This is a genomic window from Haliscomenobacter sp. (genome assembly GCF_041740695.1).
GTDB lineage: Bacteria > Bacteroidota > Bacteroidia > Chitinophagales > Saprospiraceae > Haliscomenobacter.
Genome location: NZ_JBGSLK010000025.1, coordinates 1 through 21,195 on the forward strand (window position 1 = coordinate 1; position 21,195 = coordinate 21,195).

The window sequence follows — 21,195 nt, forward strand, 5'->3', positions numbered from 1 at the left end:
ACCCTGGAGGTCTCTATTTTTAGGGAAGGATTGAGCGTCTTGACCAAAAAGTGTTTTTCCCTCCTTGAATTTTTAAGGCATGTCTTTAGCTTGTTAAAACCGCAAAGGAAGCCTTTTTGTAAAAATGTCCAGTAGTATGGTTTAAAACTCAAGGAAAGCGAAGAACGTTTCCGCACGCTGGCCGACACTGTACCCATGCATATTTTTATTGCAGAGCCAAATGCGGAAGCCTCTATCAGTTACTTTAATAACTACTGGTTAGATTACACAGGGCAAACAATTGAAGAAGCCATGGGTAGAACATGGGATGACATTATTCATCCCGATGATGTACAGTTAATTATGGATGTTTATGTGTCAGCCTTTGAAAAACGGCAACCCTATACTCTGCCTGCCATAAGGATTAGGCGTTACGATGGAGCGTACCGGTGGTTTCAGATTCATGCTAATCCACGCTATTTGCCCAATGGCGAATTTATGGGCTTTATAGGTGCTGGTTTTGATATTCATGAAACTATACTGGCAATAAATGCTTTAAAAGAAAGTGAATCCCATTTCCGCCATTTGGCCGATCTGATGCCTGCAAAAATCAGCAATGCCAATGCAGTTGGCGATGTTACCTATTTTAATAAACACTGGCTGGACTACTCAGGTTACAGTTTTGAAGAATTAAGAGATTTTGGCTACCAGAAGATTATGCACCCTGATGAACTGGACGAATTTCAAAAGCGCTTTCAAAAAGCAGCAGAAACCGGTACGGTTTTAGAAATGGAAATGCGATTTATGAATAAAGAAGGTGACTACCGATGGCACTTGAACCTTGCATCGCCTATAAAAGATGAAAATGGTCAACTTAAGATGTGGGTGGGCAGTACTACCGACATTCATGAGCTATTAGAAGCCAAAAGTAAGGCAGAAACAGCCATAAAGGCGAAGCAGCTATTTTTGTCTAATATGAGCCATGAAATACGGACACCAATGAATGCGGTCATTGGCTTTACCAATGTGGTATTAAAAACAGAGTTAAGTGAAAAACAAAAAGAATACATAAATGCCATTAAAGTATCTGGGGATTCCTTGATCCTTTTAATCAATGATATACTTGACATTGCCAAAGTAGATGCAGGAAAGATGACCTTTGAGCAAATTCCATTTGAATTGTCCACTTCCATTGCTGCAACGCTTCATTTATTTGAACCAAAAATCCAGGAAAAAAACCTGGAATTGATTAAAAATTATGATGCGGCTATTCCTGAAATTTTACTAGGCGACTCGTTGCGTTTGCGTCAAATCATTTTAAACCTACTGAGTAATGCCGTAAAGTTTACAGATGAAGGAAAAATAACCGTAAGTGTGCGCATGCTGAAAGAAGGGGCTGACAGTATAGCCATAGAATTTTCAGTAACAGATACAGGGATCGGGGTTCCTGAAAATAAACTGGGACATATTTTTGACGACTTCCAACAAGCAGCTGACGAAACCTCCAGATTATACGGAGGGACAGGCTTGGGACTTTCTATCGTTAAGCAATTTGTAGAGCTACAGGGTGGAACCCTCATTGTAAATAGTAAACCAGGAATAGGGTCAACCTTTGGTTTTGTTCTGAATTTTAAGAAAGCCATTGTAGAAACAACAGCAATGGCAGAAATAACCGCAACTGATCATAGCGTGGAATTAGCCGAGCGCATTGAAAACATCAAGGTATTGGTTGCGGAGGACATACTATTGAATCAACTTTTAGTGAAAATAATTTTAAAAGATTTTGGCTTTGATGTAGATATTGCAGACAATGGAAAAATGGCAATCGAAAAGCTGCAAGAAAACAAGTATGATATTATTCTGATGGATCTGCTAATGCCTGAGCTGAATGGCTTTGAAGCCACGCAGCATATTCGCAGCAAAATGAATTCTCAAATCCCCATCATTGCCCTTACAGCTGACCTCACAACAGTTGATGTTGAAAAATGCAAAGCTGTTGGAATGAATGATTATATATCCAAACCTGTTGACGAAAAATTATTACACAGTAAAATAGTGAAATTAGTAAAAAATAAACAATAATTATCGCCCAATGATCATTCACAATGAGACCAATATTAATCGGAATCTTCTCAACAATATCACTCTTAGCTATGGCTCAATCATCAGTTGTTAATGAAGCATTTTTGCAATCATTTGCTGATGCATTTAATGCACATGACATCAATGCAATCATGAGCACCATGACCGATGACTGTGTTTTTCAAGCTTCCGCAGGCCCCAACGTTGAGGGTGAAACGTTTCAGGGTCAAGCAGAAGTAAGGAAAGCGTTTGAAAATGTATTTAAGATTTTTCCTGATGCGCGCTGGTCCAATCCCAGCCACCTGATCATTGGAGACAGAGGAATTTCGGAATGGACATTTTCCGGGACAAAATCAGATGGAACAAGGGTTGAAGTAACGGGATGTGATCTCTTTACGTTCAAAAACGGAAAAATCGCGGTTAAGAATTCTTTCAGGAAAAATCGCATTCCAAAATAATCCCAGTTGACCAGCTCAAGCCTGTCTAGTTCAAGGTAACTTCAAACTTAAATTAAATACAGAAACCTACTCAACAGATGAAATTCCTTACACTTTCAATTTTACCGGTATGTTGCTGTTTGTTCTCGTTGACAGCAGCTGCTCAATTGATCAGTGATTCGATTGAGGTTGAAAAGCATTTCCGCCGTTTTCATTTCAACCGACCAGAAAACAACAAAAAGAACAAGAGACTCATTTTTGTGCTACACGGCTCAGGAGGAAATGGGAAACAAATGATGGCCGGTGCAAGCAAATTGGATAAATTGTCCAGCAGCGAAAATTTGATTGTTGTTTATCCCGATGGATACAAGCGGTACTGGAACGAGTGCCGGAAAAGCGCCACTACTCCTCCAAACTTGGAGAACATCAATGAGGAAGCCTTTTTTGAGGCGATGATCCAATACTTCAAAAAGCAGTACCGGATCAATACAAAAAATGTGTTTGTGGTGGGCACCAGTGGCGGTGGCCATATGGCCTACAAATTGGCCATGACCTTGCCTGAAAAAATAAAGGCCATCACTGCCATTGTAGCCAGTTTGCCCGACCCTAGCAATTTTGACTGTATTGATAAAAAAGTAGCCAAACCCGTGATGATTGTCAATGGGACCGCAGACCCCTTGAATCGTTGGGAAGGTGGAGAAATCATCCTCGGCAATGGGGTCACTATGGGTTTGATCCGCTCTACGGAAAGTAGCTTTCAATATTGGTCCGATTTGGCAGGGTATACCGGTCAACCCATGAAAACGACTTTACCTAATACTGATCCCAAGGATGGTAAAACCATTGAGCGTTATCAGTTCAAGGCAAAAGGGAAACCGGAAGTGACTTTGCTGAAAGTGATTGGGGGGAAGCATGATTATCCGGGGGATATTGATGTGCATGTGGAGGCTTGGGAGTTTTTTAAGCGGCAGTAGGTTTTTTGGGATCAGGTCAAAGGCCATGTTGACGATTCAAAAATTCAATAAGTAAGTGGCTTGCAATCTTAACACAATGAGTCTATATTTGTTAGCACTAGTGTCCGGTTCTAATCAAAAGATATTCAATTGGTTAGAACCGGACACTAGTGATTAGTTTGCTTACAATGAAAACAAAATCGTTTTTAATTCTAAATTATTGATAATAAAATAATAATAAACTCTTGGAAAATAAAAAGTAGTCAAGACTGGATCTATGTTTTCCATCCAAAGGTTAAATGCCAGCCATTAGATCAAGTCTCAACCACCCCCCTACAACTTCCGATCAATCTCCTTAAACACAATCCCATACTCCTCCAACTCACTCAACACCGGCTCGTACACCTCCTTCATCACCGGAATTTGTACCCCGCGTGACTTGATTTTCCCTTCCACCACCAGTTTCACAAAAATGGCCATCGGTAAACCTACGGTTTGGGCCATCGCGGTTTCGTCAGCATTTACCCCTTTTTGGGACATGGTAGAAGTGCGGATGCGTTTTTCGCCTTTTTTCTCGTATTCGAATTCATGGTGCATCACGACCATGTCTTTGTCGGTCGGTTTGAGCTTCCATTTATCCCGCAGCAAGTGCTCCAGAATTAGTGCTGGCGTCGCATTGGGCAGTTTGATTTTTTTCTTGCTGAAGACTCCCAACCATTCCAGTTTTTTCATGATCGGTGAATTGACGTCTTCTTCATTCAACATCTGGGCAATCCGCTCTTTGACCGATCCACCGATGTGTTGATCCACGTAGGCATCCATCAATTCGTGGTAAGAGATTTCGCCAGAATGCAAAATTGGGAAGTCAGCATCCGTCAAGCCAATCTGAATCAGCGCATCCCAGGCTTCGCAAAATCCGGGATAACGCAAGGTGCCCCTTAAAATATTGGGAATATCACCCAGGCCGTAAGCTTCGCGGTACAAGAGGGAATCGCGGTTGGCGTAAGCCTCCATTTTACCCACTTCGGGAATATCGATGGTGCGGCATTCCTTGTACAAGCGGTGGTAAGGCTGGTAGCGCAAGCGGCCATTTTCCAGGTATTGGGCAGTGCCTTGGCCCGCTAATACCACGTTCCGCGGATTCCAGGTGATTTTGTAATGCCAGGGATTGTCGTCACTTTCGGGTGCAATCAATCCACCAGTATAGGAGCGGAAAGCAGTGACTTTGCCGCCACTTTCTTTGATCTCATCGATGACCTTCATGGCGGACATGTGGTCGATTCCGGGATCCAGGCCCATTTCACCCATAAAAATCAGCTCCCGATCGCGGGCTTCATCCCCCAGGCGGTACATTTCCTGCGACACGTAAGAAGCAGTGATCAGGTGCTTTTTTAGCTTTACACAGTCGTGTGCTACTTCGAGGTGCAAGTGTGCGGGCAGTATAGATACGACCACATCGGCGCGGCTAATCAGTTCACGGCGGTCATTGACCTTCAGTACGTCCAACCATACCGCGCGGCCATTGGGGTGGTTTTTTACTTTTTTTTCGGCGTTTTCTAGTTGGGCATCCGCAACAGTAACGAACCAAGACCGCACTGCGGCTTGTTCTAATACATATTTGATCAGTGAACTGGAAGAAAGTCCGGCTCCGATGATCAGAATGTTGTTCATATGGTATATTTTTGAACTAAGTAAACCAATTGCGCTGATGGTAGAGTTGAAATTACAAGTGGACTATCGTTGTTATGCATCAACGACAGAACTTCCACCAGAGTATCAAGAGTTGTTGGACTGTGCAAAAAAAGCGTTGGGCCTATCTTATTCGCCGTATTCTTCATTCAAAGTGGGTGCTGCCATTTTGCTGGAGGATGGAACCCTGGTACCGGGTGCCAACCAGGAAAATGCGTCCTACCCGCTTTGTTTGTGCGCCGAACGAAATGCCTTAGCCGTGGCAAATATACAGTATCCTTCCCAAAAAATGGTAGCAATGGCCGTAGTTGCTGCAAAAGAAGACATTTTTGTTTCACCTTGTGGGGCTTGCCGGCAGGTGATTTGGGAAAATGAACAGCGGAATGAGGGGGTTATCACCATGCTTATTCAGGGGCCACAGGGAAAGGTATATGGTTTTAAGTCGATTGGGGATTTGTTGCCGTTTGGGTTTAGTGGGACTGATTTGGGGTGAAGAAAGAATGGTAAAAATTTAGAGTTATGGAAGGGAACCCTGCTTCGCAGGGGTTTTTTCTTTTTCACCACCTTAGACACCTTAGTTCACCTTAGGGGTCACCTTAGAAATTTAGGCAATACGTTTGGTATTAGAGAGATAAAACATTATTAGACTTTAGGTAAATTGATAATCAATAAGTTAATCAAACTAAAGGTCACCGACCAGCGGCAGAGCCGCCAAAACGGCTGTAGAATTTAGACCAAGTAGGACGGTTAAGGTGCATAGCACCGGAACAGTTACATTAAGTCTGGGTTAAGTTTTAAGTGGCTGTATGAAAGTAGAATTTTTAATTCGTATGTTTACGACATACAAATTAAATCTGCGCAAATGCACGCCAAAACTGCTGAATTTCCCCCGGAATTACAGGAATTAGCCCAAGCGGCCAAACTCCTCTCCCACCCTGCCCGGATTGCGATCATCAAGTTGTTGGCGGCCCAGAAAAGTTGCATTTCCGGTGACATTGCCAATGAATTGCCCCTAAGTCGTGCCACCGTGTGCCAGCATTTGCAAGAGTTAAAAAATGCGGGGCTGATCAAGGGAGAAATCAGTGGTTTGAATGTGAATTATTGTTTGAATACGGAGCAATGGCGAGTGGTCAAAGCCCAATTTGAAGCCTTGTTTGCCCTAACCATTCACGATTTCCCTTGTAATTGTTAATCTTTTTATACCCACCAAAATGAATCACAAAAACGTCCTTGTCCTCTGCACTGGCAACTCTTGCCGCAGCCAGATTGCCCACGGTTATTTGGAACATTTCACCGATCCGAGCAAAGTAAAAGTGTACAGCGCTGGAGTGGAAACCCACGGGGTTAACCCACGCGCCATTGCCACTATGCAGGAAGATGGCATCGACATCAGCCAGCATACTTCCAACAATGTCAACGAATACCTGGATGTAGATTTCGATTACGTGATCACGGTATGCGACAATGCCAACGAACGTTGCCCCATTTTTCCGGGCAAAGCACAGCAATTTCACCACAATTTTCCCGATCCGGCCAAGGCAAGTGGAACGGAAGAGGAAATCATGCAGCAGTTTCGGGAAGTGCGGGAGGTGATTAAGGGGTATTTTGGGGATTTTGCTAAAGAGTACCTTCAATAGACTTGAGGTGGATTGATTGTCAATAAACTAAGCACTCATAGGCTTAACGACCAGCGGCAGAGCCGCTAAACGTCTGTAGCCTGAAGTGCCGAATTCTGAGATAAAGGTGCAGAGCACCGCAACAAAGAAGCAGGAGTTACGGTGCTCTGCACCTTTAATCAGGTATTGTGCATTAAATCTACAGACGTTTTGGCGGCGCTGCCGCTAGTCGTTGCTTAATAATTCCCTGATAATCAATTCGCCTGAAATCTAATTCTTCAACAATATTTCAACCTAAAAACATGTCTGCCAACGACTGTGCGCCAGCGCACGAACGCAAAAAATTAAGCTTCCTCGACCAATACCTCACCCTCTGGATTTTCCTCGCGATGGGCATCGGTGTAGGCATCGGCTACTTTTTTCCCTCTTCCTCCAATTTCATCAACTCCTTTTCGTCCGGCACCACCAATATCCCGCTGGCCATTGGCCTGATCCTGATGATGTACCCGCCGCTGGCCAAGGTACGTTACGAAAAAATGGGGGAAGTATTCCGCAATACTAGAATTCTGACCGCCTCCCTACTCCTGAACTGGGTGATTGGACCCATCTTGATGTTCCTGCTGGCCATTACCTTTTTGCGCGACCACCCTGATTACATGATTGGTTTGATCCTGATCGGTTTGGCGCGTTGCATCGCGATGGTGATTGTGTGGAACGAATTGGCCGAAGGCAACCGCGAGTACGCCGCGGGTTTGGTGGCCTTGAACAGCATTTTTCAAGTGCTTTTGTACAGTGTGTATGCCTATTTTTTCATCACCATTTTGCCACCGATTTTTGGCATGAAGGGTTTGGATGTCAACATCACCATCGCCCAAATTGCCGAAAGTGTGGCCATTTACCTGGGCATTCCTTTCCTTGCCGGGATCATCAGTCGTTATGCACTGATCAAAATCAAAGGGGAAGAATGGTTCCAAAACAAATTTATACCCTTCATTTCTCCCATTACCTTGATCGCGCTGTTGTTCACCATCGTGGTGATGTTCAGCCTCAAAGGGGAACTGATTGTACAAATTCCGCTGGATGTATTGCGCATTGCGCTGCCGCTGGTAATTTACTTTGCGATCATGTTCCTGGTGAGTTTCTTCATCGGCAAAGCCTTTGGCGCTGATTATGCTCAAAACGCATCGATTGCGTTTACTGCGGCGGGCAACAACTTTGAGTTGGCCATCGCGGTGGCGATTGGGGTGTTTGGCATCAACAGTGGACAAGCTTTTGTCGGGGTGATTGGACCATTGGTGGAAGTGCCTGCGTTGATTGCGTTGGTGAATGTGGCGTTTTGGCTTAGAAAAAGATATTACCTTCCAACATAGGGCCTTTATCTTACTTTGGATGTAATGCCTCGTCAACGTCTCACCTTTGTGTCCTTTGTACTGCCTTTCTGTCCTTTGTGCTAAAAAAAATGTCGCTTTAATGTTTTCTGAAAAATTCGGGATGATTCGTGTTTCAATACTCCAAAATAAACTTCGACAAATTTTGCCCCAAGTCCAGTCCCAATTTTTTTCGGAGGCGGTAACGGGCAATTTCCACCCCCCGGAGAGAGATGCTCATGAGGTTGGAGATTTCCTTGGTACTCAGGTTTAGCCGCAGCAGGATGCAAAGCCTTTGTTCATTGGGGGTAAGGTCGGAGAAGTACTCCCTGAGGCGATTTAGAAAGTCACCGTGAACCTGGTCAAAATGATATTCAAACTGATTCCAGTCCTCCTGAAGCCTTAACGAAGTATCAATTTCCCTCACGATTTTCTCCAGTGCGTATTTTGTTTCTACACTTTTCCCTTTTTGCTTCACTTCTTCCAATTCTTCTTTGATGGTTTCCATGAAGGTATTTTTCACCACCAAATTCATGGTGGAAGCAGCCAGCAAGCTATTGAGGTGTTGCAGTTCACTTTTCATCTTGTCCTCCTCTATTTGTCGTACTGCTTGCTCCTTTTGATGTTCTATGTCGATCAATTCCTGTTGTTTTTTCATCAATTCATTTTGTTTCGCCTCTTCCGCTTTTTGTGCCCTCAACTTGTACCGGCGCTTTTGTAGCTTTGACACCATCAGCAGACACAAAACACCCAACGCCACATATAAAATCCGGGCCAGCAGGCTCCGGTGAAACGGCGGTTTTACTTTTAAAAAAATGGGCTGGCTCGTGATGATCTGTCCCAGAAAGTTTTTGGTTTGCACTCTAAACTCGTATGCACCTTCCTTAAGATTGGTGTATTCCTTGACCGTAGCGTAAGTCCATTCACCGTAACCCTCGTCAAAACCTTTCAGGCAATAACGAAACTGCTGATTGTCCACTTCATTGAACTGAAACGCCTCCACTTCGAACTGCAAAACTTTGGCCCGATACGAAACCGTCAAATGCACCGGGTTTTCCAGCTTCACACCAAAGGGTTTTCGTTCATACAAAATGCTGTCTTCAGCCACATTGATTACTTTGCTTACGATCAGGGGTTTTTCAGCAGCCAAAAGATTCTCTAACTCGGCTCGGTACTGGATAAAACCTTCGTTGGCATTGAACATCAAGCCATTGTCGGTGTGTGTCGAAACATTCAGCAAATCGTTGTTTAAAGAATAACGCAATCGAAACAAGGAGGATGGCACAAATGTATAGTTGTCGACACTGATTTGTTTAAAAAAGCCAGCGATGTCATCCGTGTAAACATGGACATTCTTTTGGTTGTCTTGAACCATCAAATAAACCTGGTGTTCCCCGATAACGGTAGAAAAGGTTTCCGACTTTACGATGCGATTCTTTAACTGATCTATTTTGTAAACTCCTTTGGGGGTGCCCAGATACAGTTCGTTGTCAATTCGGCTCAAAATAATCTGCTCATCCATTGGGAGGCCCTGACTGGCAGAAATTTTGTGCACAACCGCTGCCATTAAATCGGTTGACAGCGACAACTGGTATAAGCCTTTGTAGAACTGCCCTACCCAGATTTTTCCTTCCCGGTCTTCTTCAAAAAAACGGCTCGACTCCTTAAAACCGGAGATTTTTCCGGCCCCCTCAAGTTCCATTTTTTCATTCATCCTGAAGAGATACAAGCCTGAGTAGGTGCCACCGATGGCAAAACCCGGGTTAGATTGGAACTGTTTTACCACCCACAATCCATGCGTGTTGGCTATCCGTTTAGCGGTTCCATTCGACAGTAGGAAAAGTCCGGTGTGATGCCCGGCATACAATTTCCCGGAGATGTTTTGCATCCCGTAAGCAGGGCCTTCCGTTCCTTTAAGAAATACGCTTTGGCCAGCATTCTTTGCCAAGAAGTAGATGCCGCCTGATGTAGTGTAATAGGTGCCTTCATCCCTTTGAAAAGCTTCATACCCGCTGCCCTGAATGTTGATTTCCTGGTTAATGAAGCGCATCGGGGAATTGATGTCGATGAGGGCAATCCCGTTTTGCATGCCCACCCACAGGTTTCCGGAATAGTCCTGAAATGCCCGCAAACAGGCGTTGGACAATAAGCCATCCTGGGTCGTGATGTTTTCGATGGACTGTTTTTGTAAATCGAAAAGAAATACGCCAGCGGTCTGGGTAGAAATGGCCAGACGGTTATCGGATAGTTGGAGCACATGGTTGACGTACTTGCCCCGCAATGCATTGCTCAAAGCGTCGTATTTGCCCTCAACCCCAAATGAAGTGGCCAATTCGATTTTCCCCGAATTGTAGATCAAAAGGTATCCACCGTCCTGTGAGATGACACCTGCAATGGTTTCGTCGCTCGAACTGGGCAGGTAAGCAGGAGTGAGGAGTTGCTTGTCCTTTATCTCAAAAAGTTGTCCCTGCTTGCTTTGGGCAAATAACTTTCCATTGGTCTGAAAGCTTCGGTTGAACCCATCCTTGTGGGAAAGTACGGAAATGGTCCGGCCATCATAGATGTAAATGCCTTGGAAGGTACAAAAATAGGCTTTTGAGTTGAGTAGGAAAACATCCCATACCTCATCGAAATCAGGAGAAGACTGTGGTATTTTGTCCTTGAGCGACACCATGTTCCAGTCGCCGTCAAAGTAGCCGAATGCCCCCTGTGAACCAAAATACAAACGGTTTGCTTGTTTGTCAAATGCCAAGGAGCGCTGTTTTTTACCCGTTTGGAGGGCATGCTTCTCCCAAGATTTACCATTGTAAGAAAGAATACCGAGGTTGTTCGCGACAAACAAAGTCATATCCCTGTTTTGTGCAAAATCAATATTCTGTATTCCGGCTTTGTAGTCGGAAGGCATAAAATTTTGAATAGGATATTTTCCTACAATAGCGTAGCTGATGCCGGTTTGCGAAAAGATAAAAAGCAGACAAAAAATGTACTTCATGTAGGGTAAGTTGCGGTTATTGTGAAAGTCTTTATTTTTCATAATAAATTAACAACAAATTAATTATAAAGATAAAAATACTTTTTTGTAGTAGTCAAAAAAATCATTGATGAAATATTTGATGGGGTTCAATTCTTTTTTCTGTTGATTTTCGAGTTTACTTTTGAGCTAATCACCTGTTCTACTTGAAAAACCAAATAAAAAAAGGCTTTGCACCCAAGTAGAAAGGAAATATTCGCCAGACCCGATCATTTACTTTTACAATAACCTGGAAATGAAAAAAATAATTAAAACATTGATCCTATCCTTTCTTGCCATTTCAGCCATGGCCCAGGTTGACAAGGTTAACATCTCAAACCAGCAGGATGGGATGAGACTAGTCGTCAACGGCAAGGACTTCTTCATCAACGGTATGAATTGGGACTACTTCCCAATCGGGGCCAATTATTCCTACAGCCTGTGGAAACAGCCCGACGACATCATTCGGGCAGCCCTCGACACCGAAATGCCCCTGTTGAAAAACATGGGGGTCAATGTGGTACGACAGTACACCGGAGTGCCAGCCCGCTGGATTCGCTACATCTACGAAAAATACGGCATCTACACCATGCTCAACCATTCCTTTGGGCGCTACGGCCTCACCTTGGGTGGTGCATGGGTAGCCAATACGGAATATGCCGACCCCCGCACCCGAGATCTCCTCCTTGCCGAGGTAAAAACGATGACCGAACAATACAAGGACACGCCAGGTTTGCTGCTGTTCCTGCTCGGCAATGAAAACAACTACGGACTATTTTGGGAAGGTGCCGAAACGGAGGACATCCCGGTGCAAGACCGAAAATCCACTGCACGAGCAACGGCGATGTACAAACTCTTCAATGAGGCAGCAGTAGCGATGAAAAGCATTGACCAATCACACCCTGTGGCGATGTGTAATGGCGATCTGCTTTTTTTGGACCTCATTGTTAAAGAGTGCAAAGACGTAGACATTTTGGGCACCAACATGTACCGCGGCCTTTCCTTCGGGGATGCCTTTCAGAAGGTGAAGGCTGAACTGAAGAAACCTATTTTGTTTACGGAATTTGGTGCGGATGCCTTTAACGCCCGCGACAATGAGGAAGACCAGCAATCCCAAGCCTACTATATGTTGGGCAACTGGAAAGAAATTTATGAAAATGCTGCGGGACTGGGCAAAGCAGGCAATAGCCTTGGAGGTTTCACCTTCCAGTTCAGCGATGGTTGGTGGAAGTTTGGACAAACCAGCAACCTCTCGATCCACGACAACAACGCCTCCTGGAGCAACGGTGGTTACTTGCATGATTATGAAGAGGGCGAAAACAACATGAACGAGGAATGGTTTGGCATCTGTGCCAAAGGGCCCACCAATGAAAGAGGGCTTTACCAGCTGTATCCTCGTGCAGCCTATTATGCACTGAAAGAAGCCCACGGCCTAAACCCATTGGAAAAAGGAATGACAATTGCCGATGTGGACAATCATTTCTCCCAAATCCAACTCATGGATGTGGTGATAAAGGCACGTGGAGACAAAGCAGCCCTCACCGGAGAGCAGACAAAAAAGGTGCGATTGAGCGAATTCAGGGCCGATCTCTACACCTTTAATACGGGAGGAAAAAGGATCGCTACACCCAATGACCCTATTCCAGGTCGAACCGCCTACCCCGACCAATTGGGCTTTGACCACATGCAGTCTTTTTTTATCGGTGTAGAGGCAAAGCCTTCCGAAAACTTGCGGGCCAACGTGTCTTTCAACATTCTGGGGAACGTTGCAGAAAACCCCATCAACGAAATATTTTACGAAAACCGAGGCCGCATCCGCACGGTTCAATCCTTCAATATTGGCAACAATACCAATAGCGCTGTTGAGCTTTCAGATGCCGAACGCTTCAAAGTCTATCGTGCCGATATCAATTGGAATGCCAAACATTTCGATTTGAAGGCTTTCTACCGTACCGGACATTACCATTGGGGATACGAAGGCGATTTTTTCGGCTTTTATCCAGAAGCCAACTACGGCCCCAATATTGACATTTACAATGGTGATGCGCCATTTGGCTTTGAACTGACGGGTAAAAAGCAGATCAAAAATTTAAAAGTGGCTTTCGGCCCTCAATTGTGGTGGGGTGCCAACCCGGCCGTCTTGGCGAAATACAGCAAACAAATCGGCAAATACAACCTGACGGGAGTTTTCCACGAAGACATCGATCGGCAAGCCCCTGCAGTGAGCTCATTTGCAGTGCCGATTCCACCTACCCGCAGGGCTTCCTTGCATGTCAAAAGAATGATGGGATCAGTGGGGTTTGAACTAGGCGGCATTTGGTCGAACTCAAACCGCGTTGGGGAAGTTTTCCAGGTTGCCCACCAAACCGAAGAAGGTAAATACGAGATTTTCCAGGATAAAACCACCATGAAAGATACCTGGGGTGGTAAGTTCAAGGTGACTTATGCTTCAGGGCCATTCCAATGGTATGCTCAAGGGGCAGCACAGGGAATTCTCGCGCAAGGTGGAGCTGATTACACCAAAACCTACACTGGCTGGCGGCTCAAAGACAGTGGCAGCGGCAATCAATACAATTTCCTGACCGGCTTCACCGTCGGATTGGGCGATTTCCAAATTGCTCCCAACTTCTTGTGGCAGAAACCAATCGAAGACCCCATCCCCGGCGGTGTGCCAGCACCGGGGCGTCCGAGAAATATTCTCGACGATCCATTTGCAGTGCGCTCAAACCGTGAAACCGTGGCGGGTGAAATCCTTTTCACCTACGACCCTACTCCCGGCACCTGGATGTATGAATGGGACAACGACATTGCGGAAGATGCAACCTTTGCCATCAACGCTGGGTTCGTTTACCGCCACTTGCCCACCACTCAGGACGCAGCGATTGGTATCCTTGGCGATGGGCGCACCATTTTTGCCTTCCCTGGCGCCGCTCCGGCACAAGACCTTTGGGAGGCTCATTCGCGCATCGTTTCAAAAATGACCCCTGAATTTGGGTTTATCGCCAACCTTTTCGCCGGGACAGCCCAGGCCAACGGTAGTGATGGCCGACTCATCAAACGCTTTGGCGGCGATTTGCGACTCATTTATAAAAAGACCAAGTTGATCGCCATGGCCAAAGTAAACGATTGGGGGCCTTTTGACTACCACCGCGACTTCAACTTAACCTTCCCCCTGCAACTCATGGCGGATATTTCCACCAGCCTTGCCAAGCCTTCCTGGATTGAATTGCCCACTTCTCGCTTGGGCATCCGCTATACTTGGCGTTCCCTTGATCAGTATTCGCCCCGCTACTGCCCGGCAACGAAATTTGATGCAAGTGGACAACTCGTTTGTGACCCCACTGCCATAGGTTTTGGCAATGGCCAAGAATGGGAATTTCAGACCTATTTGCAAATCAACATCAACAACAATTAGTCAATTTCAAGAAATCTACCATGCAACATTTAAAGCATAAAATAGCTACACTCGTCCTGTTCGCCAGCACGGCCCTAATAACGGTGCTCAGTTGCAAGCGAGACATCGATGGCCTCGCGCCAGCTACCTTTCCCACTACTCCTGAGGTCTTCATTGACGGATTCAGCGCCGGGCTCAACTACGCCGCCTTCGGTGGCTCTAAAGTCACCGCCTTTGATGTGGATGCAGAGGTAAAATACAAAGGAACAGCCTCTATGAAGTTTGCGGTGCCGGACGCTGGCGACCCCCAGGGAGCTTATGCTGGTGGTGGATACCTTACTACAGTTGGGCGTGACCTATCGGGCTACGATGCACTGACCTTTTGGGCCAAAGCCTCCAAAGCGGCCACGATTGACGTAGTCGGTTTTGGAAACGACTTTGGCGAGTCAAAATACCAGGTTACGCTAAGAGGGGTAAAAGTCAATTCCAATTGGCAAAAATTCATCATCCCCATCCCCGATCCTTCAAAATTAAAACAAGAAAGAGGCATGTTCTTTTATTCGGAAGGCCCGGAAAACGAGCTCGGTTATACCTTTTGGATTGATGACCTGAAATTTGAAAAATTAGGGACCATTGCTCATCCGAAACCTGCCATTTTGGATGGACAAGATCAGGTCTTTTCGGTGGAAACGGATCAAAAGCTGAACATTGGCGGATTGAAGGTTGCTTTTAATCTGCCAACCGGCATTGATCAAAGTGTGGAAGCAACTCCGGCGTATTTCAGTTTTTCTTCCTCCAATCCAGCAGTGGCTTCGGTCAGTGACGCTGGTGTTGTTTCGGTAGTTGATGCTGGAAAGGCAGTCATCACTGCCAAAGTTGGCGAACTGAATGCACTCGGCTCAATGACGCTCAATTCAAGTGGAAAAGCAGTTGGCCCCGAAACTCCAGCCCCCACCCCTACTATCAAAGCAGACAGTGTCATTTCCCTCTTCAGCAATGCCTACAACAATGTGACCGTCGATACCTGGAACACTGGCTGGCAGTTTTCAACCGCTCAGACCATCGATGTTAAAATTGCGGGGAACGATGCAAAACGCTACCGAAGCCTCAATTTTGTAGGCATTGAGTTCAGCTCCAAGACCATTAATGCATCCGCCATGACGAATTTCCATTTGGATATTTGGACACCTGACCCTACCGACCTTCCAAAGACCTTCAAGGTGCAGCTGGTGGATTTTGGCGCGAATGGAACTTTTGGTGGAGGCGATGATTCTTCACACGAAATAGCAGTCACTCGCCCAACCTTGGTTTCCAAAGAATGGGTGAGCATTAATATTCCTCTTTCGAGATTCACGGGATTGAATAGAAGAGGAAACCTTGCTCAATTGGTACTATCGGGCGACTTGCCAAATGTTTATCTCGACAATGTGTATTTTTACATTGCCCCAAAGGAGGTGCCTGTTGGGCCTACTGTTGCAGCGCCACCCCCTACCCGTAGTGCTGCCAATGTCACTTCCATTTTTAGCGATGCCTATAACAACGCTGCCGGAACAGATTTTAACCCGAATTGGGGACAGGCGACCAAGGTTACCCAATTGCCGATTGCAGGGAACAACACGCTGCGTTATGAGAACTTGAATTACCAGGGGACACAATTCGGCAGCAACCTCAATGTCTCCAGCATGACTCACCTGCACCTTGATTTCTGGAGCAAGAACTCAAGTAATTTGAATGTGTTCATCATCAGCCCTGGGCCGGTAGAGAAAGCAGTGGCCTTAACTGTACCCACCAACGGTTGGGGCAGTGTGGATATCCCCCTGAGTGATTTCTCCCCGGTTGCCCTCAACGACCTGATTCAATTCAAATTTGAAGGCAATGGCGACATTTATTTGGACAACATTTACTTTTATAAAAATCCACCTGCGGCCACAGAACCCACCACTGCTGCGCCAACACCTACCTATGCTGCGGCCAACGTCATCTCGGTGTTCAGTGACGCTTATACCAACGTTGCCGGATCTGACCTCAATCCAAATTGGGGACAGGCAACCCAAGTTAGCGAAGTAAAAGTAGCCGGCAATAATACGCTCGTGTATTCCGGATTGAATTATCAAGGCCTTCAGTTGGGCAGTGATCAGAATGTAAGCGGCATGACTCAGTTGCACCTCGATTTCTGGACTGCAAACTCCACCGAGCTAAAGGTGTCCCTCATCAGCCCGGGCCCTGCGGAGAAGGCATATACCTTAAAAGTGCCCACCTCTGGCTGGACGAGTATCGACATTCCGCTGAAGGAATTCACTCCAACGGTTGACCTGAACAAGGTTTTCCAGTTCAAATTTGAAGGCAACGGGAAAATCTATTTCGACAATATTCTATTTCACAAATAATCTCAACTAATCCTTTTACAATGAAATGGAATCATTCAACACTCATCAATAGCTTTCTGCTTGTCGTGATGTTATGCACTTTCTGGAGCTGCCAGGATGATGATGTCATCGTTGATCGCAACTACGAATTGGTTTGGGAAGATAATTTCGCTGGCTTGGCCGGTAAGGCCCCGGATGCCACAAAATGGGCTTACGACATCGGAATCGGGCCTGGAAATGACGGCTGGGGCAATCAGGAATTACAATTCTACACCAATCGACCTGAAAATGCCGCCCTTGACGGCAATGGCAACCTAGCTATTACGGCCCGATCTGAAAGTTACTCAGGTCGTGCTTTCACTTCGGCGAGGCTGAATACAAAAGGAATTTTCGCACAAGCTTACGGCCGCTTTGAAGCGCGCATTAAAATGCCCTGGGGGCCTGGAATCTGGCCGGCTTTCTGGATGCTAGGTGCCAATATTGATCAGGTTCCCTGGCCTCAGTGCGGCGAAATTGACATCATGGAGTACCGTGGGCAGGAACCCAACCTCATTCATGGGTCCGTGCACGGCCCGGGCTATTCTGGCGGAGCGGCCATCACCAAAAGTTATGGTTTTACGAATGACCGCTTCGATGTGGATTTTCATGTTTTTGCGGTTGAATGGGGTAAAGACTTTATTGATTATTACGTTGATGACGTCCTTTATCAGCGTTTAAAACCAGAAGATACCCCTGGAGAATGGGTTTACAATCAGCCCTTTTTCATCATCCTGAATGTTGCTGTGGGCGGCAACTTTGTAGGCTTCCCTACGCCCCAAACGCCATTTCCTCAAACCATGCTGGTGGATTATATCAAAGTTTACAAAGAGGTCAACTAATCAACCATGGAGCTAGAATATACACAAATAGGCACCGATAGCTATTTTAAAATAGCGGATAGCGATGCACTTCGCCCATTTTTCATGAGCATTGTCAGCGACTCTGACCACTGGATGTTCATCTCCAGTAATGGTGGACTGAGCGCAGGGCGAAAAAATGCCGATTACGCATTGTTCCCTTATTACACCGACGACAAAATAACCGAGTCAGTCGAAATAACGGGCAGCAAGTCCATATTTTTGGTGCAGCAAGCCGGAGCCAAACACATCTGGGAACCCTTTTCCTCCCGGTACGAAGGCATACACCGCAGAAGCCAGAATTTGTACAAGCATGTTTTTGGGAATAAAATCATCTTCGAAGAAATCAATCACGACCTGCAATTGACCTTTCAGGTGGAATGGAATTCCAGTGATCAATTTGGTTTTGTCCGCAGATCAAGGCTGATCAACAATGGGCCGTCCGAGCTCAGTGTTTCCCTGGTAGACGGCATCCAAAATATACTCCCTTATGGGGTGCCCAGTAGTTTGCAAAACAGCTCCAGCAACCTGGTAGACGCTTACAAAAGGAGTGAATTGAATCCGGCGACGGGTTTAGGTATCTATGCCTTGAGTGCCATCATAGTGGACAAAGCTGAACCCAGCGAGGCGCTGAAAGCCAACGTGGTATGGTCGCTAGGCCTTGAAAATCCCACCTATTTGCTTTCATCCCTACAACTCGCTGCTTTCCGAAAAGGCAAGCCGCTCCAGCAGGAAGAAGATGTAAAGGCGGAAAAAGGGGCCTATTTTCTCCACAAACAAGTAGTGCTGGCTCCCAAATCGGAAAAAGAGTGGATGATCGTTGCCAATGTGAACCAAAGCCATACAACCGTTGCCCAACTGCTGGACTGGATCAAAAATGAAAAAGGGCTAGTACAACTCGTCAACGAGGATGTTGACGCTGGAACCAAACGTTTGAGCGCCCTCAACGCAGCTGCGGATGGGCTGCAAATGAGCGCTGACCATCGCAAGGATACCCGTCACTTTTCCAATGTGCTGTTCAACATCATGCGGGGTGGTATTTTTGACGACAATTATCAAATCGAGAAATGGGATTTCAAGCATTATTTGTCCAAGGCCAACAAAACCGTTTTTGAAACAGCAAAACCGATTCTGGACAAATTGCCCGCTGTTTTTTCCTTTTTTGAGGTAAAACAAATAGCTCAACAAAGCGGGGATGCGCATTTCACGCGCTTGTGTCTCGAATACCTGCCACTCAAATTCAGTCGTAGACACGGCGACCCCAGCCGCCCCTGGAACTGGTTTTCGATCAATACACGAAGTGAAAAGGATGGCTCGAAAATCCTCGACTACCAAGGCAACTGGAGGGACATCTTCCAAAACTGGGAAGCCTTGGCCCACTCCTACCCTGCCTACATCGAAAGTATGGTGTTCAAGTTTTTGAATGCAACTACTTTCGATGGCTACAACCCTTACCGGGTGACCAAAGACGGGTTCGATTGGGAGACCATCGAGCCGGACAACCCCTGGTCATACATCGGCTACTGGGGTGACCACCAGATTATCTACCTGTTGAAGTTTCTGGAATTCATGGAAGACCATGAACCCGGTCAGTTGGAAAGTCTTTTTGACCAGGCCAGCTTCGTATATGCCAATGTACCTTACCGAATAAAAACTTACGAAGACACCCTCCAAAACCCCAAAGACACCATCGAGTTTGACCACGAATCAGACAAGGAAATCCATGCCCAAAAAGAAAGTCTGGGTGCAGACGGAGCCTTGTTGCGGAACCAACAGGGCGAGATCCATACGGTGACTTTTGTGGAAAAAATCCTGGCAACAGTACTGGCCAAATTGTCCAATTTTATTCCCGAAGGCGGCATTTGGATGAACACCCAGCGCCCTGAATGGAACGACGCCAACAACGCCCTGGTGGGCAACGGTGTTTCGGTCGTGACCCTATGCTACCTACGCCGATTTTTGTATTTTTTCAAAAAAGTATTCGCCGCTTCAGCCGCGAAACAAGCTGGTATTTCCACCGAATTGCTTGGTTTTTTGAATGGTGTAGCTCAGGCCTTGAAGCATTCCGAACATTTACTTTCTGGTAAAATCAGCGACCAGGATCGCAAACAAATACTGGACGGCTTGGGAAAAGCCGGCAGCACATACCGCACGCAGCTTTACAGCCAGCCATTTTCAGGAGCAAAGCACGTGCTTGCGTTGGATGAAATCAACGCGTTTTTTGATTTGAGCCTCCGCTTTTTGGAGCATACAATTGAAGCCAACAAAAGGCCAGACCACTTGTACCACGCTTATAACTTGATGACTATCGAGGGCGAAGATGCCGTTTCCATTTCCCATTTGAGCGAAATGTTAGAGGGGCAAGTGGCGGTGTTGAGTTCCAAATATTTATCCGGCCAGGAGGTATTGACACTGTTGGACAGTTTGAAAGGAAGTAAATTGTTCCGACCCGACCAGTACAGTTACCTGCTTTATCCCAACAAAGACCTACCAGGCTTTTTTGTAAAAAACAATGTACCCAAAGAAGCCGTCGGACACTCTACCCTGCTCACTCAATTGGTATCCGACGGCAACGTGGACATCATCGAAAAAGACGTCAATGGGCTGTTCCATTTCAACAGCAATTTTAAAAACGCCAGCGATCTGACCTCTGCCTTGAATGAACTTTCCAATACGCCTTACGCGTCCCTTGTGGAAAAAGACAAAAAAAGGGTGCTGCAAATCTTTGAGGACCTGTTCAACCACAAAGCGTTTACCGGACGATCTGGTACTTTTTATGGTTATGAGGGCTTAGGATCTATTTATTGGCACATGGTGTCGAAATTCCAATTGGCCGTGCTGGAATGTTGCCAAAAAGCCGTTGATGAAGAGGAAAACCCTGAACTCATCGGCCAATTATTGGCGCATTATTATGAAATCAGCGAAGGCATTGGTGTCCACAAATCACCATCGTTGTATGGAGCTTTTCCAACCGACCCCTATTCCCATACGCCCGCCGGAAAAGGCGCACAGCAACCCGGCATGACCGGTCAGGTGAAGGAGGACATTCTGAGCAGGTTCGGTGAGTTGGGCGTTCAGGTGAAAAATGGGCAGTTGCATTTCAATCCCTGTCTACTCCGAAAAAGCGAGTTTCTGGAGGAAGCCAAAACCTTTGCATACCTGGACGTTCATCAGGAACCCCGGCGATTGCGGATTGAAAAAGGCTCCCTTTGTTTCACTTATTGCCAGGTGCCCATCATCTATACCCTGGCAGCCGAAAACCAACTGGGCATTACAGATAAAAAACATACCACTACTACGCTGAACGACTTAACCGTGGATGAAAGCAACAGCCTGAAAATTTTTGAACGGACTGGTGAGATCATTCAAATCAGGGTGCACATCCAAACGTCAACTTTGAAATAGG

13 protein-coding genes and 1 pseudogene are annotated in these 21,195 nt (G+C 46.0%); 12 read left to right on the top strand and 2 right to left on the bottom strand.

Annotated elements, in window-relative coordinates:
- Nucleotides 1-162 precede the first annotated feature (162 nt).
- The 4 genes and pseudogenes from ACEW9O_RS05120 to ACEW9O_RS05135 all read left to right on the top strand — a co-directional run.
- A pseudogene (locus tag ACEW9O_RS05120) lies at nt 163-1,116 on the top strand (PAS domain S-box protein); the annotation flags it as partial.
- Nucleotides 1,117-1,131: 15 nt separating this feature from the next.
- Nucleotides 1,132-2,061, top strand: a complete 930-nt coding sequence (locus ACEW9O_RS05125; protein WP_373549115.1) for an ATP-binding protein — start codon at nt 1,132-1,134, stop codon at nt 2,059-2,061.
- A gap of 23 nt (nt 2,062-2,084) precedes the next feature.
- Nucleotides 2,085-2,519: a nuclear transport factor 2 family protein gene (locus ACEW9O_RS05130; RefSeq protein ID WP_373549056.1), complete on the top strand. Its 435-nt coding sequence runs from the start codon at nt 2,085-2,087 to the stop codon at nt 2,517-2,519.
- Nucleotides 2,520-2,596: 77 nt separating this feature from the next.
- A complete protein-coding gene (locus tag ACEW9O_RS05135; RefSeq protein ID WP_373549057.1) occupies nt 2,597-3,472 on the top strand; it encodes a PHB depolymerase family esterase in 876 nt (291 codons plus the stop codon).
- A 312-nt stretch (nt 3,473-3,784) separates the two neighbouring features.
- Here the strand turns inward: ACEW9O_RS05135 and ACEW9O_RS05140 are convergent, their stop codons facing one another.
- The gene (locus tag ACEW9O_RS05140) at nt 3,785-5,122 is read right to left on the bottom strand and encodes a saccharopine dehydrogenase C-terminal domain-containing protein (protein WP_373549058.1); all 1,338 of its coding nucleotides are present in this window, start codon (nt 5,120-5,122) and stop codon (nt 3,785-3,787) included.
- A gap of 37 nt (nt 5,123-5,159) precedes the next feature.
- Here ACEW9O_RS05140 and cdd point away from each other — a divergent pair, with 37 nt between their 5' ends.
- The 4 genes from cdd (at nt 5,160) to arsB (ending at nt 8,126) form a co-directional block, all read left to right on the top strand.
- Nucleotides 5,160-5,633 (top strand): cytidine deaminase, encoded by a 474-nt coding sequence (gene cdd / locus ACEW9O_RS05145; RefSeq protein ID WP_373549059.1) that lies wholly within the window; start codon nt 5,160-5,162, stop codon nt 5,631-5,633.
- A 369-nt stretch (nt 5,634-6,002) separates the two neighbouring features.
- Nucleotides 6,003-6,332, top strand: a complete 330-nt coding sequence (locus ACEW9O_RS05150) for an ArsR/SmtB family transcription factor (RefSeq protein WP_373549060.1) — start codon at nt 6,003-6,005, stop codon at nt 6,330-6,332.
- A gap of 19 nt (nt 6,333-6,351) precedes the next feature.
- Nucleotides 6,352-6,777: an arsenate reductase ArsC gene (locus ACEW9O_RS05155; RefSeq protein WP_373549061.1), complete on the top strand. Its 426-nt coding sequence runs from the start codon at nt 6,352-6,354 to the stop codon at nt 6,775-6,777.
- Between the two features lie 281 nt (nt 6,778-7,058).
- On the top strand, nt 7,059-8,126 hold the full coding sequence (gene arsB, locus ACEW9O_RS05160) for an ACR3 family arsenite efflux transporter (RefSeq protein WP_373549062.1): 1,068 nt from the start codon (nt 7,059-7,061) through the stop codon (nt 8,124-8,126).
- 133 nt (nt 8,127-8,259) lie between these two features.
- Here the strand turns inward: arsB and ACEW9O_RS05165 are convergent, their stop codons facing one another.
- A complete protein-coding gene (locus ACEW9O_RS05165; RefSeq protein ID WP_373549063.1) occupies nt 8,260-11,115 on the bottom strand; it encodes a hypothetical protein in 2,856 nt (951 codons plus the stop codon).
- A gap of 274 nt (nt 11,116-11,389) precedes the next feature.
- Between ACEW9O_RS05165 and ACEW9O_RS05170 the strand changes: the two genes are divergently transcribed.
- The 4 genes from ACEW9O_RS05170 to ACEW9O_RS05185 are packed head-to-tail and all read left to right on the top strand — an operon-like array spanning nt 11,390 to nt 21,194.
- Nucleotides 11,390-14,548, top strand: a complete 3,159-nt coding sequence (locus ACEW9O_RS05170; protein ID WP_373549064.1) for a glycoside hydrolase family 2 TIM barrel-domain containing protein — start codon at nt 11,390-11,392, stop codon at nt 14,546-14,548.
- Between the two features lie 20 nt (nt 14,549-14,568).
- The gene (locus ACEW9O_RS05175) at nt 14,569-16,914 is read left to right on the top strand and encodes a hypothetical protein (protein ID WP_373549065.1); all 2,346 of its coding nucleotides are present in this window, start codon (nt 14,569-14,571) and stop codon (nt 16,912-16,914) included.
- 20 nt (nt 16,915-16,934) lie between these two features.
- Nucleotides 16,935-17,771, top strand: coding sequence for a family 16 glycosylhydrolase (locus ACEW9O_RS05180; RefSeq protein WP_373549066.1), 837 nt, complete (start codon nt 16,935-16,937; stop codon nt 17,769-17,771).
- Between the two features lie 6 nt (nt 17,772-17,777).
- Nucleotides 17,778-21,194 carry a hypothetical protein gene (locus tag ACEW9O_RS05185; protein ID WP_373549067.1) on the top strand — a complete coding sequence of 1,139 codons (3,417 nt, stop codon included), beginning with the start codon at nt 17,778-17,780 and terminating at the stop codon, nt 21,192-21,194.
- Nucleotide 21,195: the final 1 nt, after the last annotated feature.